Here is a 14,322-nt window from a genome sequence, read left to right on the forward strand (position 1 = left end):
CAAATAAATTTTTTATACCGCCACAACAGCCTTTATATGCGGCCACGGGTCATAATTCTCTAAAGTGAAGTCTTCAAACTTAAATTGAAAAATATCCTTTATATCCGGATTGATCTTTATGGTTGGCAACGGGCGGGGTTCGCGGCTCAGTTGCAGATGGGCCTGCTCCAGGTGGTTATTGTAAATATGGGCGTCGCCGAATGTGTGTACAAAGTCGCCGTAGTCCAGGTCACATACCTGGGCCATCATCATGGTAAGCAAAGCGTATGAAGCAATGTTGAACGGTACACCCAAAAATATATCGGCGCTTCTTTGATAAAGCTGGCAGGAGAGTTTACCACGTTTCTCGCCTTTAAGCGGGTTTGCAGGTTCAACATAAAATTGGAACAGGCTATGGCAGGGTGGCAATGCCATCTGGCTAACATCGGCAACATTCCATGCCGATACCATCATCCGCCGCGAATCCGGGTTAGTCTTTATTTGGTTAACAACCTGCGTTATCTGGTCAATGTGTCCGCCGTCGGGTTTCGGCCATGAACGCCATTGGTAACCGTACACCGGGCCAAGGTTGCCTTCGGCATCGGCCCATTCATCCCAAATGCGCACGCCATTGTCTTTTAAATATTTTATATTGGTGTCGCCGCTTAAAAACCAGATCAGCTCATGAATGATCGACTTCAGGTGCAGTTTTTTTGTAGTTACCATCGGGAAGCCATCCTGCAGGTTAAAACGCATCTGGTAGCCAAACACACTTAAAGTACCGGTTCCGGTGCGGTCATGTTTTTGAGCGCCGGTTTCCATTACATGGCTCATCAGGTCGAGATACTGTTTCATTTTTTGGAGTTGATTAAGTTGATTGGGTTTGATTGGGTTGATTAAGTTCTTACAACAACACCAATGCCTTTCCAATCAACAGAAATAAATACAAATAAAAATAATCTTATTTGGGTATCCTAAGAATGTGTAAAAATACAGGTTTGTTAATCATTCCTAATCAAAAAGAACATAATAACTTTGCGGAAGAGTATAGACTGTAGAAAACACAATCAGACAAGAGGGGCTGGAACAACTTAATCAACCAATCACCTGATCAACCCAATCAACTAACACCAACCAATGATCATATTCCCAAACGCAAAAATTAATATCGGCCTTAATGTTCTTAGTCGCCGTGATGACGGGTACCATAACCTGGAAACTACTTTTTACCCGGTAAATATAAAAGACGCGCTGGAAATTGTTGTTGCTGATGAGTTAAGCTTTGAGTCATCAGGTTTGGAGATCCCCGGCAGGGTAGAGGATAACCTTTGTGTCAAAGGGTATCACCTGTTAAAAAAAGACTTCGATTTACCCCCGGTTAAAATCCATTTGCATAAGCATATTCCAATAGGCGCAGGGCTTGGCGGCGGGTCTGCAGATGCAGCATTCTTTATCCGCCTCATTAACCAGAGTTTTGAATTGGGGATGGAGGAGGAGCGGATGATTGGCTATGCCAGGAAGCTTGGTGCCGATTGTGCGTTCTTTATTAAAAATAAACCGGTGTTTGCTTTTGAGATAGGTGACGAGTTTGAACAGGTGAGGCTCGATCTGTCCAAATATCAAATAGTACTGGTGATGCCGCCTGTTCATGTTTCCACCGCCGAGGCGTACCGTGGGGTAAAACCGGCACCGGTTAAAGAATCGTTAATGGATTTGATTTATGAGCCAATTACCGAGTGGAGAAAATATATAAAAAATGATTTTGAAGCATCGGTATTTAAAGACCACCCGGAAATAAGAGGGGTGAAGGCTGCGTTGTACGAAGCCGGTGCCCTTTACGCCAGCATGAGCGGGAGCGGCGCATCTGTATTTGGCATCTTTGACAAAACGCCTGATCTAAGCGGACTGGAAGAAGACAATGAAGTGTTCAGGGATTTATAATTTTGAATTTTCCTTTTGTGAATCTCAGATTTAACCAGTTTTAAACAAATGGAGAAAATCGACACAACTAAACGTTATAATCTTAAACTTCCTGTTGACCCTGGCAAACCTGCAGCGCCGGCAAAAAAATGTCCGGAATGCAAAAGCAGGAATATAAAGATCAAAAGCAGGCGTAGGTATTTTTTGAAGTCAGCCTTGTGTGCGCTTATTGTATTGCCCTACTGGTTGCTGCTTGTGAATTTAAAAGAAGAAGACATTCCTGAGCCACCCGCTACCATAATGCTGGTATTACTGCTGATCCTTTCTTTCCTGCTCGCTGGTTACGGTTTATACTGTTGTGTGATGTCCGTTGTAATAAAACAAACAAGTTACAGATGTCGCTATTGTAAGAGCAGGTTTCACACCCCTGTTTTAGAGATGTGAAATCTGATCCCCAAAAAAATTCCGAAATTGAACTTCCAACTTCCGAAATTCCTCATACCCCTGCGTCTTCACTTACGCCGCGGCTAACCCCTTCAACCCAGTCGGTATCTCCCCATCCTTTTGCAACGGCGCTTAATAAGCGGTTGTGAACGATCGAAACGATCGGCATTGGACTCTCGGCTTGCTGGGATAGTTTAAATGCGATACGCGCGTCCTTGTAGCCTAATTTTGATTTAAAACCTACCGGCTGGTATTGTTTTCCCGCAATCAGCTTGCCGTAATTTTGAAAAATGGGAGCGTTGAATAAAGTTGAGCCAAAAAACTCTGCAACCTTTGTCCGGTCGAGTCCGTTCTTCTCAGCCAGGGTATAAGCCTCTGCCATCATCTCCATCGAGGCCAGGATCATAAAGTTGCCTGCCACCTTTACCACGTTGGCACCACCGGCATCTTCGCCGAAATCAAAAATGCCCTGCCCTAAACTTTCGAGTATTGGTTTTGCAATTTCTTTTGACTGCTCATCGCCCGAGGTGCAGATCCATAATTTTTTTGCAGCAGCGGCGTCAGGTCTTCCAAATACCGGCGCGGCAAGGTAGCGGCTTCCGGCGGTTACATGCGCCTTTGAAAGTAGTTGCGCCGTGTCCGGCGAGATGGTGCTCATGGAAATATGAACGCCGTTTTTGGCAAACGTTTTCAGGATTCCCTCTTCGCCCAAAACTGCCTCTTTCAGGATCTCATCTTCCGACAGCATGGTGATAATTATGTCCACACCATTAGCCGCCGCAGCCGGGGTTTGACAGACGGTTCTTGACGCCGCGTCAAGTTCACCCGCCTTTGAAATTGTGCGGTTGTAAACCTGTAGCCTGTAGCCTGCACTGATCAGGTTTTTGGCCATGGGGACCCCCATGTTGCCAAGTCCGATAAACCCTATTTTGTTGTGTGTTTTATTAGTTGATGTAATCATTGTCTTCGCTACTTAGTGTATTTGATGAGTCTTTCTTTAAGTCAGGTTCAATATAATCTCCACCCAGGCGCTTTACTCTTTTGGGGCGACCGACCAGTACGCCGAGAATAAAAGATATTACCGCTACGAAAAGAAGTACCACCAATTTCGACATCCAGAAAGTGGCCCATAAAAAATCGAAATTAACCCGGCCGGTATTTTGCATCAGCACAATGGTAAGCAGTATCGTAATTACGATGATGATAATAGTTTTTATTCTCATGATAGTTTGGTTAACATTTAATACAATATCCGGTTTTTTAATCTGGAATAAAAATCAGGGAATTTTTACGCGTGACTCTGTAAATGAAATTGCCCCGTAAAATTTTGCGCTGATCACCAAATGGTTTTCGGATGCTGTGTTTCAGAATAACCCTTAACCAGGGTAAATAGCTTTCGGATTTTCAATGGTTTTTTTATGACCGCTTAATACTGCTTTCTACATTATCGATTTTGACCGCCGGATTTTCAGTTTGAGTTTTAATGGTAACTGCGTGCGCTGCCGGTTGTTTTCTGAACATTAATTCCTTGATTTTTTTCGTTGAGAAATCCGGCTAATTCCCCGGTTCATTGATGTGCCGGCATACATCCGTCCGAAATAATCAATTTCTAAAAAATCCTTACCGGAAATTTAAGTACACTTAGGTAGGTGGCTTGTCCCTGATGCTTATTTAAAACTAAAACTTGATTTAAACTTATTTAAAATATTGATTTATAAATTTATATAGTGTTTGAATTGCTTTAATTATTAACTATACTAATTATATTAGTAATTTAAAAAATAGAAAAAATAAAAAGTTTAAACTTTTTATTTTTATAATCTATGTAAAGTATAGATTATAAGATATTTATGTAAATACTAATCATTAGGATAGATAAGTTTTTAGTTGAAAATATTGCATATTTTAGCCGATAATGCCTAGATCAAAAATCAACTTTGGTAATTCTCTCAGTACACTTAGTCTTTTTTGAAATTTTTGCTGTGTTGCAGCGAAACTGATAAAAGGTACTTGATATACCTCCGGAATTAACAGTCGCTTGTATCGCCTGAAAAGGGCGTTTTAAACGATGTTGATTTATCCCCCACCCCGACGGATTGACGGTGGTTTTGGCGAATGATGGAGCCTGAATTACAGATGAGACGTATTGGAAATAACTAAAGGATTGCTATAGGCGGATAAAAAATGTCGCGATTAAGCGCGGTTTTTTCTCCTGGAGATTTGTTTTTTTGCGACAGGAAAAAGGAAGATAGTAGACAAAATAATGACGGCTCCAATCCAAAAACCAATAGTCATTTTATTCATGTCTTTGAAAAAAAGAAACGACATAATGATACCATACACCGGCTCAAGGTTGGTGATAAGGGCCACCCGAAAGGCCGAGAGCTCGCGCATTACCGACACGCCTGCTACGTAAGCAAGCGACGTACAGATGGTACCGAGGAGAAAAAGATAACCAATATCGGCACCTCTCAGATACATGCTTTGGTTAAAACCAGCAGTGCATAAAAGGTATATAGTGATCCAAACGAAAGCTCCCGAAAGTTCATAAAATGCTATCACCGGGGCTTCGTGTTTTTTCACCTGGCGTGAATTAATAATGGAAAAAAGGCTTGCAAATATAGCGCTGATTAACCCTGCTATAATACCCTTAGTGTATTTTGTTTCAAATTTAAATATTAAAATAATGCCGGCTATAATCAGTGCACCAGCCAGGATTTCGAGTTTTGAGATCCTGCTTTTATTGATCAGCGGTTCAAAAATGGCGGTGAATAATGTGATAGAAGAAAGGCAAACCAGGGTTACCGGAACGGTAGATAATTTGATAGACGCGAAGAATAATATCCAATGTCCTCCTACGAGCGCACCGGTAAAAATCAGCTGGAAAAAAGTGTTCCTGCTGATTGTTAGCGCTGTTTTATTGAGCTTAAAATAAAGGAATAATGATACTGATGCAATCAGCACCCGGTACCAAACCAGGCTCACCGCTGAGATAGAAATAAGCTGCCCGAGAATGCCCGTAAAGCCCCAGATGAAAACAGTAAAATGAAGAATTACCAGGTTTTTGTTTATAGCCGTTGGTGCGGTTTTCTCGTTCATTATTTAGGTGCTTTTGAAAGTAAATATAGGCCAACTAATCCAAATATCCCATTAGGGACGCATACCGCTATAATGGGTGGAAGGCTTCCTTTTACTGCAAAAACAAACGCAAATCTATCTACAACAATGTAGGCCATACATAAAAAAATCCCTATTCCAAGGGGTAAACCGATGCCGCCGCGCACCTTTCGCGACGATATGGAAACGCCTATTAACGTAAGTACAAATGATGATAAAGGGTAAACAAAACGCTGGTACATCACATAATGCATCTCCTTTAATGCCCCTGTTCCCCGTATTTTTTCCTTCTCAATGTTCTTTGCAAGGTCACTGGTTGACATTGCTGTATAGCCGTTATCATAGTGGATAAAATCAACCGGGCGCATGTCTAACACCGTGTCTTTCGATCTGCCGGAGCTGTCAACAAACTTTTCTTTAAGGCCGTTTACATACTTAATGGTATAGTTTTTTATGGTCCATACCCGCTTCAGTGAATCGTAAACAATGTTAGTGGCAAGCAGCTTTTCCCTAAGCTGGTCGCCATCGAATTTTTCCAATATGAACTGGTAACCCGTGTGTATGCTGTTATCAAATGATTGCACGTAAACAAACGTATGCTTGTCCAGCTGGATGTGCACTTCGCTTTTTGTGGGGTCGTCGCCGTTAAACTGGTGCGAATTTTCGAAGGTTATTTTCAGGTTATTTGTAAACGGGATGAGGTAGATATTGGCAAAAAGAGACACCAGGAAAATTAGTGTGGCACAAATAAAATAGGGCCTTAAAAACCGGTTAAAACTTGCCTTTCCGCTCAATATAGGTACTATTTCGGTTTGGTTGGCCATTTTGGCCGTAAAGAATATTACCGCCAAAAAGTTAATCAGCGGCGATAGCAGGTTCATGTAAAAGGGTATAAACCCTGCATAATATTTAAAAACGATCTCTTCTAAGGTCGAGTGGTTTTTAAGGAAATTATCAATGTGTTCCGAGATATCAAAAACCACCGTAATAATCACAAAAATTCCCAGCGTAAACACGAAAGTGCCCAGGTATTTTTTAATGATATACCGGTCGATAGTTTTTAAATACCTGCTAAAAAACGCCTTCATTTACAATCTTTGTCCTAAACGGTTAACCATTACATTTTTCCAGTTATAAAACTCGCCTTCTATAATCTTTTTGCGGGCCTCTTTAACCAGCCATAAATAAAAATGTAAGTTATGCAAAGTTGCTATCTGTGCACCCAACATTTCGCCCGAATGGATCAAATGACGCAGGTAAGCTTTTGTATAGGCTTTATCAGCAAACAGGTCACTATCATCCTCAATGGCCGAAAAATCGTTTTTCCATTTCTCATTCTTAATATTAATAATGCCATTTTTCGAAAAAAGCATCCCGTTACGGGCATTTCGCGTAGGCATTACGCAATCAAACATGTCAATTCCTAAAGCTATATTTTCCAATATGTTAACAGGCGTTCCAACACCCATTAGATAACGTGGTTTTTGCTCCGGTAATATATTGCAAACAATTTCTGTCATTGCATACATTTCTTCTGCCGGTTCTCCAACAGAAAGGCCGCCAATTGCATTCCCTTCCCGCTCAAATGACGCAATAACTTCCGCTGATTTCACCCGGAGGTCTTTATAAACAGAACCCTGTACAATAGGAAAAAAAGTTTGGTTATACCCATATTTGGGTTCCGTGCTGTCAAACCTGTCGCAGCAGCGTTTTAGCCACCGGTGCGTCATATCTATTGACCGGCGGGCATAGTTATATTCGCACGGATAGGGGGTACATTCATCAAATGCCATTATAATATCGGCACCTATTGTGCGCTGGATATCCATTACATTTTCGGGAGTAAACAGGTGTTTTGACCCATCAATATGCGACCGGAAAGTAACGCCTTCTTCTTTTATTTTACGTACCTCGGTCAGCGAATACACCTGATAACCGCCGCTATCCGTCAGGATAGGTCCGTCCCAGCCATTAAATTTATGCAGGCCACCGGCGCTTTCAATAGTGTTTAAACCCGGCCTTAAATATAAATGATAGGTGTTGCCCAATATAATTTGAGCCTGTATGTCGTTTTTAAGCTCATGCTGGTGCACTGCTTTTACCGTGCCGGCAGTGCCAACAGGCATAAAAATAGGGGTCTGAATGGTGCCGTGATCGGTAGTGATCTCACCCGCCCGGGCTTTCGAAAGCGGATCTTTTGCTGTTAAGTTAAATTTCATTATTACGGTTGCAAAATTAACATAATAATTATGTTGTTAGGTTGGAATGTTATAAAGTTGACCTCTCATTAATTCACCGGCAAATGTTTTGATTTATTTAACATTACAGCTCTGTAACCGCACAACTTTCCAACAATTTTTAACAACTTTGCACGATTATTTTAACCAGAGTTTGGAAACATATATACACGCGGCTTTATTCATTTTATTTCAGTCTTGCTTTCTAATTCAGCTATATTTTTTGGTTACTAATCAAAGCAGGTTAACCCGGTATAAACCTGTGGAAACACTGCCCGAAGCTTCCGTTCCAATTTCAGTAATTATAAGCGCGCGTAACGAAGCCGACAATTTACGTGAAAATTTACCCGCTATTTTAGAACAAAATTACCCGGATTTTGAAGTGGTGGTTATAAATGATTGTTCATTCGATTCATCCGACATCGTGCTGGAAGAATTAAGTGCACGATACCCCCACTTAAAAATTGTTACCATAACCGAGCACGTGAGGTTTAAAACCGGCAAAAAATTCGCTTTAACACTTGGGATAAAAGCTGCAAAAAACGAACACCTTTTATTTACAGATGCTGACTGCATCCCTGCGTCACCTAACTGGATAACTTATATGGCTGCCAATTTTAATCAGCCAATACAAATTGTACTGGGATACTCGCCTTATAAAAAGACCGGCAATTTTTTAAACCCTTTTATCCGTTTCGAAACTATAAAAACGGCTATTAATTATCTGTCGGCTGCCATCAACGGCGATGCATATATGGGTATTGGCCGTAACCTGGCCTATACCAAAACACTGTTTTTTAGTGTCAAAGGCTTTGCGGCGCATATGCATGTAATATCCGGCGATGACGATCTTTTTGTAAATCAAAACGCTACGTCAGCTAATACCGCTATCGAAATTAATGCGGATGCGTTTATATATACCGATGCCAAGACTTCTTTTGCATCTTTATTCCGCCAAAAGAAACGGCATTTTGGCGTAGGCAAACTATATAAACAAAGGCATCGCCGCATGCTTAGTATTGATGCAATAAGCGGCTTCCTTTTCTATATTTTATTAACATCATGCTTAGTTTTCAACTTTGAACCGTTGTTAGCAGCAGGTTTGTTTATGTTTAGGTTGATTTTTCAAATGATTATTTATAGCAGGCTGTTTAAACGATTAGATGGTAAGGACCTTTTATGGTATATGCCTTTTTTTGATGCAGTTTATTATATTTACTTAAATACTTTTGGATTGATTGGATCCCTTATAAAAACCACTGAATGGAAATAAATTTAAACTTTACCGAGAACGCAAAAAATGATTTTTACCTTGTTGTTAAGGCACGCCAGGGTGACCAGAAAGCTTACGCTGATTTGATGCAGAGGTATAAGGACTCCATTTATTTTATGGTGCTTAAGATGGTAAATAATAAGGAGGATGCGATGGACCTTACGGTTGAAACGTTTGCCAAAGCCTTTGAAAAACTTGATAAATACCAGCCTGACTATGCATTCAGTACCTGGCTTTTTCGTGTAGCCACCAATAATTGTATTGATTTTATCAGGAAGAAAAAGTTGAATACCATGTCAATACATGGAATGATGGATGAGGACGGAGAAGAAAAACAACTGCAAATTAAGGCAGATGTGTTGAATCCCGAAGAAACATCCATCAAAAAACAACAAACCCAGGAACTTAAATTATTGATTGAAAGTTTACCACCGCGTTACCGTAACCTTATTACCTTACGCTACTTTGATGAACTATCGTACGAAGAAATTGCACAGCAGCTGGACCTGCCTTTAGGCACGGTTAAGGCACAGCTTTTTAGAGCAAGGTACCTGCTTGGAAACATCATTAACCGTTTTAACAGGGATGATATCTAACCTTCTGCTTAAATACTTTCCCAATCTTAGTGCGCAACAGCAGCAGCAATTTAACAGGCTGCCCGAGCTTTATACCTTATGGAACAGCCAGATTAATGTGATATCGCGTAAAGATATCGACCTGTTGGGCGAGCGCCATGTTTTGCATTCATTAGGGATAGCTAAGGTATTAGCTTTTTTACCCGGCGAAACCGTACTGGATGTGGGTACAGGCGGCGGCTTTCCCGGAATTCCTTTAGCGATAATGTTCCCCGAAACGCAGTTTCACATGGTTGATTCTATCGGAAAAAAAATAAAAGTGGTGCAGGAAATTGCGGCAGCTTTGGAGCTGAAAAATGTTCGGGCTACCCATCAGCGCGCTGAGCAGATCGATGAAAAATTCGATTTCGTTGTATCGCGGGCGGTAACACAGCTCAAGGATTTTTATCCATGGGTGCGCGGCAAGTTTAAAAAGGAGTCGAAAAATACGCTCCCCAATGGCATCCTTTACCTGAAGGGTGGTGATCTTGCGCAGGAAATTAAAGAGTCGGGCTTGAAAGTTACCCAATATCACCTCAATGAATATTTTAACGAGGAGTTTTTTGAAACCAAACAGGTGATCTATATTAAAGGATAGCCGGGGTTAAACCGAGTTTCTGATTTAATTTCAGCGATATCATAACTGAATACTTATCCGTTTTATTGATCCGCTAATTGTTTAGGATGATTATTGCAGCGCTTTTTTAGCTATAAAATCGTGGTTGCCATCAGTGTAATTATCAATGGACTTAAATAACAAATTGCCAAAGCGGTTTTGGGCCGTTCAGCAATTGCTCCTTATTAAAAAGAGATAATTTATTTAGAAGGATATCCCATAATGATAATTTCCCCTGCAAATGACGGATCCTTTTTAAACAGATCTGCGCTGGCTGTTTTTGGTGCCGCTATACCTTGTAAGTAATAAGTAACGGCAAGTTTATAGGCCCCCGGATCGGCATTAACTGTACCTGAAAAGCCATTTATTACCCTTTTTACTTCCTCATCGCAATCGGTACCAATTCCTTTTAAAATGGAAATGTCAGCTAGTTTATGGTCATTTGTTATCGTAAACTGAACAATAACGCTGCCAATTATCTTATTTTCGAAGGCGCGCGCCGGATAGTGTGTATTTCTTCCTACATATTTACTTAATGCTTCAAAAGGGCCTAAAGCGGGCATAACAGGCGGCGGCGGTGGCGGCATTTTTTGCTGCATGCGTTTTGTAGCAGTAGCCCGCGCGTTGTTTACCTCGCTTTTTATATCAGAGGAAGGAGCCGATACTTGTGCCAATTTTACATTTGCAATAGCAATAGGACGCTCTGGTTTTGAATCAATTGATGATTTTGAAGAAGGCAAAAGCTTAAGATTTACAACATCACCTGATTTTGTGTTTTTTGAGGATGCCGGTGAAAGTTTAACGTTTGTAACCTTAACCAAATCAGGTGATCTTACTTTTTGGGGTGGGGCTGGCGGTGGTGGCGGCGGTATTCTTTTATCTGTATTTAATTTTAACCGGGTGATTGTATCAGCATTTTTAATTTTTAAAACATCCCGATTTTGTGCAGGAGGAGTTTGCAGATTTGCGGAATTTTTAGCCGGAAAGATTTTTATCCACCCATAACTTTTTGAAAATGCCAGTGTTGACATGCAAAGCAATCCCATACTAATCGGAACTACTGCCAGGTACTTTAGCCTTGCTAAATTACCGGAACGTTTTTGGTTTAACATAATGATCCTCTTTTTTAGTAAATTATAATTGAAAAATGAATTTGAAATAGATGACCCGCTTAAACCGTAAGCATTGCTTACCAAAAAAGATGAATAGGTTAGTACATCATTTTCGTAAGCTGCGGTATGCTCATCGGCTATATATTCATGCAATGTTTTAAGGCTGCGTTGCAGCAGGTAAATAAAAGGATTAAACCAGTTTACGATTTTTACCAACTCTAAAAACACAATATCAACGGAGTGTTTTTGATCAATATGCACCAGTTCATGCCGAATCATTGTATCAGCGCCGGACACATTAGTACCTATAAATACATAGTTAAAAAAGGAAAATGCTGTGTTGGTATCCGCTATTTTTACAAGTTTGTACTTGTTATGGAGCAGGCTTTTTTGTGCTTGGGTTAACTTTAAAAGCTGGGAAATTTTTAAAATAAACAGGGTTAACATTACTGCTGTCCCTATAATGTAGCCGTAAATAAGCACGTTTTGCACGGTAAAATAAGTGCTTGCAGTTTGGCTATTTTGATGCAATGCCGGATTGTATATTATAGTAGCTACTACCTTTCTGCCGCCTTCGGATGATCTTAGTGAACCTATCTGCACCAATGGGATGATATATGACAAAATTGGTGTGCATAGGAGGTATGCCCGGTTTAATTTGTAATAAGTTTCCTTATCCAACAGTGAAAAATAGAGTAAATAAAATACGCCAAGGTATATATTTGCCTCCAAAAGGTAACGCAGCCAGCTCATGATTTTTTGTTTTTAAGTTTATCAATCAATAAAGAAAGTTCGTCTAATTCTTTTACGCCAAGATCCTTCTCATCTACAATAAACGACACCAGGCTTTTGTACGAATCGCTGAAATAATTTTTCATCATCTTATCAAAAGTGAATTTCTTGTATTCATCATCGCTGATAGTGGGGAAGTACACATGGGAGTTTCCATAAGCTTTATGGTCAATAAAACCTTTACCCTCCAGCACCCTTACCACGGTTGATACGGTGTTGTAGGCTGGCTTAGGATCAGGCATTTCTTCGATAATGTCTTTTACGATGGCTTCTTTCAGCTGCCACAATATTTGCATTACCTGCTCTTCGGCTTTTGTCAGTTCTTTAATGTTCATTGCAAACTATTTTTATAGTTCAATAAAGGTAGAACTATTTTTATAGTTTGCAAACTATTTTTCTAGTTTTTTATTTTTTGCTAAAATTGTTAGGATTTTTCTATTTTAGAAGAATTAAGCGGTAATAATAATTTTAGCCGCTGATAGCTTAAATATGTCCCTATTACACCGCATCGCATTAACTTATGTCAAAAATATCGGCCCTACTTTGGCCAAATGCCTGGTGGCACATTTTGGCGATGCCGAGAATATTTTCAGCGCCCCCGCAGGCAAATTATTAAAAGTACCGGGTATAGGAGAGAAGACGGTGAGTCAGCTGGATTTTGATGTGGCGCTGAAAAAGGCCGAAGACGAGCTGAAGTTTATTGAACGAAACAGTATTGACGTTATTTTTTATACGGATAGTAAATACCCTAAACGCTTAAAAAACTGTACGGACTCTCCGGTACTATTGTACTCCAGGGGGAACGCTGATTTAAATTCACAGCATATTGTGAGCATTGTTGGTACCCGTAATGCTACTGAATATGGCAAACAACTGTGCCGCCAATTAATAGAGGAACTACAGCCGTATAATATATTGGTAGTAAGTGGCCTCGCCCTCGGGATTGACGTGGCCGTACACAAGGAGTGCTTGAAACAAAATGTGCCTACCGTTGGCATAGTAGGGCACGGGCTCGACAGAATGTACCCTGCTCAACACAGGGCAACAGCTGAAAAAATGCTTGAAAACGGCGGCTTATTAACTGAATACCCGTCGGGAACCATACCTGATAGGGAGAACTTTCCGCAACGGAACCGCATTGTGGCCGGTATAGCAGAGGCTACTATAGTAGTGGAAGCCAGTATAAAGGGTGGTGCATTAATCACAGCCGAAATAGCAAACTCCTATAACAGGGATGTATTCGCATTTCCAGGCAGGCTGGGGGATGAGTTTTCCGAAGGGTGCAACTTTTTGATCAGGAATAATAAAGCACAGTTGCTTACCTGTACCGCTGATCTTGCTTATAGTATGGGCTGGGAAAAAGGTGAAAATGCAAAACTGGTTATTGAGCAATATGTGTTGCCGTTTGACCTGTCATCGGATGAAAGCGTGATATTTAATTTTATTAAGGAAAATAAAGTGCCGCTGGCTATTGATGATCTTTCTATAAAAACAAGTATGCCAACCAGTAAACTGGCGATGAATCTGTTAAATATGGAAATGCAGGGTTATATCAGGTCCTTACCGGGAAAAACATACTGCATCTCCTGATAGCAGCTACTCGTTCGGTGAGCTGTAATAAACCAATTTTCCGAGGTCTCTGCTAACCATTGCCCAGTTATCAATGTCAAACTCAACAATTGCTACAGTACAGGTGTGCACTTCTTTTGCCTCTCCGGTTAGGTAATACAAAATTTGTGCAATACCAGGGTTATGCCCCACAAGGGCCACAAAGTCATGCTGATCGGGAAATTCATTAATTACTTTTAGCAGGGCTTTTTCGCCGGCCTCATAAATGCTTTTGTTTTTCTGGGGTGCGGCCAAATCCAAATGGTCTGCAAATATTTCCGCAGTTGTTTTAGCCCTTAAAGCCGGGCTGCTGATAATTAATTCAGGAACTATAGCGTGTTCTTTTATCCTGTCGGCCATAAAACCTGCATCCTGCATACCAATATATTTTAAAGGTCTGTCAAAATCCTTCCCCGCCGTATCTTTTTCTGCCTTTGCATGCCGTATCAGCAATAATTTCTTCATGGCTCTATTAATTAATGATTCGAAGTGTATCAATTTGATCAAAATGTGCAAGCTGATAATTCGATATTTTTAGCATAAATCTCTCTAATCTCTTTTTAAAAAACAACGTTACAAAGTACAATTAATTGATATTTAAATGAAGGTA

The 14,322-nt window shown here is 40.5% G+C and carries 15 protein-coding genes; 6 read left to right on the plus strand and 9 right to left on the minus strand.

Annotation, left to right across the window (positions count from 1 at the left end; translation table 11 throughout):
• Window positions 1-12: 12 nt before the first annotated feature.
• A complete protein-coding gene (locus MuYL_RS08765) occupies window positions 13-834 on the minus strand; it encodes a thymidylate synthase (protein WP_094570179.1) in 822 nt (273 codons plus the stop codon).
• A gap of 282 nt (window positions 835-1,116) precedes the next feature.
• Here MuYL_RS08765 and ispE point away from each other — a divergent pair, with 282 nt between their 5' ends.
• Window positions 1,117-1,920: a 4-(cytidine 5'-diphospho)-2-C-methyl-D-erythritol kinase gene (gene ispE, locus MuYL_RS08770; protein WP_094570180.1), complete on the plus strand. Its 804-nt coding sequence runs from the start codon at window positions 1,117-1,119 to the stop codon at window positions 1,918-1,920.
• Window positions 1,921-1,968: 48 nt separating this feature from the next.
• Window positions 1,969-2,343: a hypothetical protein gene (locus MuYL_RS08775; RefSeq protein ID WP_094570181.1), complete on the plus strand. Its 375-nt coding sequence runs from the start codon at window positions 1,969-1,971 to the stop codon at window positions 2,341-2,343.
• Window positions 2,344-2,395: 52 nt separating this feature from the next.
• Here MuYL_RS08775 and MuYL_RS08780 read toward each other — a convergent pair whose 3' ends face one another.
• The 5 genes from MuYL_RS08780 to tgt all read right to left on the minus strand — a co-directional run bounded on the left by MuYL_RS08780 (window position 2,396) and on the right by tgt (window position 7,679).
• Window positions 2,396-3,304, minus strand: coding sequence for an NAD(P)-dependent oxidoreductase (locus tag MuYL_RS08780; RefSeq protein WP_094570182.1), 909 nt, complete (start codon window positions 3,302-3,304; stop codon window positions 2,396-2,398).
• Window positions 3,288-3,566 (minus strand): LapA family protein, encoded by a 279-nt coding sequence (locus MuYL_RS08785; RefSeq protein ID WP_094570183.1) that lies wholly within the window; start codon window positions 3,564-3,566, stop codon window positions 3,288-3,290. Before MuYL_RS08785 ends, MuYL_RS08780 begins: the two co-directional genes overlap by 17 nt.
• A gap of 970 nt (window positions 3,567-4,536) precedes the next feature.
• On the minus strand, window positions 4,537-5,442 hold the full coding sequence (locus MuYL_RS08790; protein ID WP_094570184.1) for a DMT family transporter: 906 nt from the start codon (window positions 5,440-5,442) through the stop codon (window positions 4,537-4,539).
• Entirely contained in the window at window positions 5,442-6,548 is a 1,107-nt protein-coding gene (locus MuYL_RS08795) for an LptF/LptG family permease (RefSeq protein ID WP_094570185.1), read from the minus strand. The genes MuYL_RS08790 and MuYL_RS08795 overlap by 1 nt, the downstream gene beginning before the upstream one ends.
• The gene (gene tgt / locus MuYL_RS08800; protein ID WP_094570186.1) at window positions 6,549-7,679 is read right to left on the minus strand and encodes a tRNA guanosine(34) transglycosylase Tgt; all 1,131 of its coding nucleotides are present in this window, start codon (window positions 7,677-7,679) and stop codon (window positions 6,549-6,551) included. It abuts the gene before it with no gap.
• 280 nt (window positions 7,680-7,959) lie between these two features.
• Between tgt and MuYL_RS08805 the strand changes: the two genes are divergently transcribed.
• From MuYL_RS08805 to rsmG, 3 genes are read left to right on the plus strand one after another with little or no spacing between them, the layout of a single operon-like run.
• Window positions 7,960-8,970: a glycosyltransferase gene (locus MuYL_RS08805; RefSeq protein ID WP_245845814.1), complete on the plus strand. Its 1,011-nt coding sequence runs from the start codon at window positions 7,960-7,962 to the stop codon at window positions 8,968-8,970.
• Window positions 8,961-9,566, plus strand: coding sequence for an RNA polymerase sigma factor (locus tag MuYL_RS08810; protein WP_094570187.1), 606 nt, complete (start codon window positions 8,961-8,963; stop codon window positions 9,564-9,566). The genes MuYL_RS08805 and MuYL_RS08810 overlap by 10 nt, the downstream gene beginning before the upstream one ends.
• Window positions 9,556-10,182 (plus strand): 16S rRNA (guanine(527)-N(7))-methyltransferase RsmG, encoded by a 627-nt coding sequence (gene rsmG, locus MuYL_RS08815; RefSeq protein ID WP_094570188.1) that lies wholly within the window; start codon window positions 9,556-9,558, stop codon window positions 10,180-10,182. Before MuYL_RS08810 ends, rsmG begins: the two co-directional genes overlap by 11 nt.
• 218 nt (window positions 10,183-10,400) lie before the next feature.
• On the opposite strand, the gene MuYL_RS08820 is transcribed toward rsmG, so the two are convergent.
• Window positions 10,401-12,065 carry a M56 family metallopeptidase gene (locus MuYL_RS08820; RefSeq protein WP_094570189.1) on the minus strand — a complete coding sequence of 555 codons (1,665 nt, stop codon included), beginning with the start codon at window positions 12,063-12,065 and terminating at the stop codon, window positions 10,401-10,403.
• Window positions 12,062-12,439 (minus strand): BlaI/MecI/CopY family transcriptional regulator, encoded by a 378-nt coding sequence (locus tag MuYL_RS08825; protein ID WP_094570190.1) that lies wholly within the window; start codon window positions 12,437-12,439, stop codon window positions 12,062-12,064. Before MuYL_RS08825 ends, MuYL_RS08820 begins: the two co-directional genes overlap by 4 nt.
• Window positions 12,440-12,593: 154 nt before the next feature.
• Between MuYL_RS08825 and dprA the strand changes: the two genes are divergently transcribed.
• Window positions 12,594-13,694 (plus strand): DNA-processing protein DprA, encoded by a 1,101-nt coding sequence (dprA, locus tag MuYL_RS08830; RefSeq protein ID WP_094570191.1) that lies wholly within the window; start codon window positions 12,594-12,596, stop codon window positions 13,692-13,694.
• A gap of 6 nt (window positions 13,695-13,700) precedes the next feature.
• On the opposite strand, the gene MuYL_RS08835 is transcribed toward dprA, so the two are convergent.
• Window positions 13,701-14,177, minus strand: coding sequence for a SixA phosphatase family protein (locus MuYL_RS08835; RefSeq protein WP_094570192.1), 477 nt, complete (start codon window positions 14,175-14,177; stop codon window positions 13,701-13,703).
• Window positions 14,178-14,322 lie beyond the last annotated feature (145 nt).

It is taken from the genome of Mucilaginibacter xinganensis (assembly GCF_002257585.1).
GTDB lineage: Bacteria > Bacteroidota > Bacteroidia > Sphingobacteriales > Sphingobacteriaceae > Mucilaginibacter > Mucilaginibacter xinganensis.

Bases quoted from the DNA above. Each gene is read 5' to 3' on its own strand.
- dprA (WP_094570191.1), top strand. From the start codon at position 12,594: ATGTCCCTATTACACCGCATCGCATTAACTTATGTCAAAAATATCGGC.
- MuYL_RS08795 (WP_094570185.1), bottom strand. From the start codon at position 6,548: ATGAAGGCGTTTTTTAGCAGGTATTTAAAAACTATCGACCGGTATATC.
- MuYL_RS08775 (WP_094570181.1), top strand. From the start codon at position 1,969: ATGGAGAAAATCGACACAACTAAACGTTATAATCTTAAACTTCCTGTT.
- MuYL_RS08810 (WP_094570187.1), top strand. From the start codon at position 8,961: ATGGAAATAAATTTAAACTTTACCGAGAACGCAAAAAATGATTTTTAC.
- MuYL_RS08780 (WP_094570182.1), bottom strand. From the start codon at position 3,304: ATGATTACATCAACTAATAAAACACACAACAAAATAGGGTTTATCGGA.
- MuYL_RS08835 (WP_094570192.1), bottom strand. From the start codon at position 14,177: ATGAAGAAATTATTGCTGATACGGCATGCAAAGGCAGAAAAAGATACG.
- MuYL_RS08820 (WP_094570189.1), bottom strand. From the start codon at position 12,065: ATGAGCTGGCTGCGTTACCTTTTGGAGGCAAATATATACCTTGGCGTA.
- MuYL_RS08825 (WP_094570190.1), bottom strand. From the start codon at position 12,439: ATGAACATTAAAGAACTGACAAAAGCCGAAGAGCAGGTAATGCAAATA.
- tgt (WP_094570186.1), bottom strand. From the start codon at position 7,679: ATGAAATTTAACTTAACAGCAAAAGATCCGCTTTCGAAAGCCCGGGCG.
- ispE (WP_094570180.1), top strand. From the start codon at position 1,117: ATGATCATATTCCCAAACGCAAAAATTAATATCGGCCTTAATGTTCTT.
- MuYL_RS08790 (WP_094570184.1), bottom strand. From the start codon at position 5,442: ATGAACGAGAAAACCGCACCAACGGCTATAAACAAAAACCTGGTAATT.
- rsmG (WP_094570188.1), top strand. From the start codon at position 9,556: ATGATATCTAACCTTCTGCTTAAATACTTTCCCAATCTTAGTGCGCAA.
- MuYL_RS08785 (WP_094570183.1), bottom strand. From the start codon at position 3,566: ATGAGAATAAAAACTATTATCATCATCGTAATTACGATACTGCTTACC.
- MuYL_RS08765 (WP_094570179.1), bottom strand. From the start codon at position 834: ATGAAACAGTATCTCGACCTGATGAGCCATGTAATGGAAACCGGCGCT.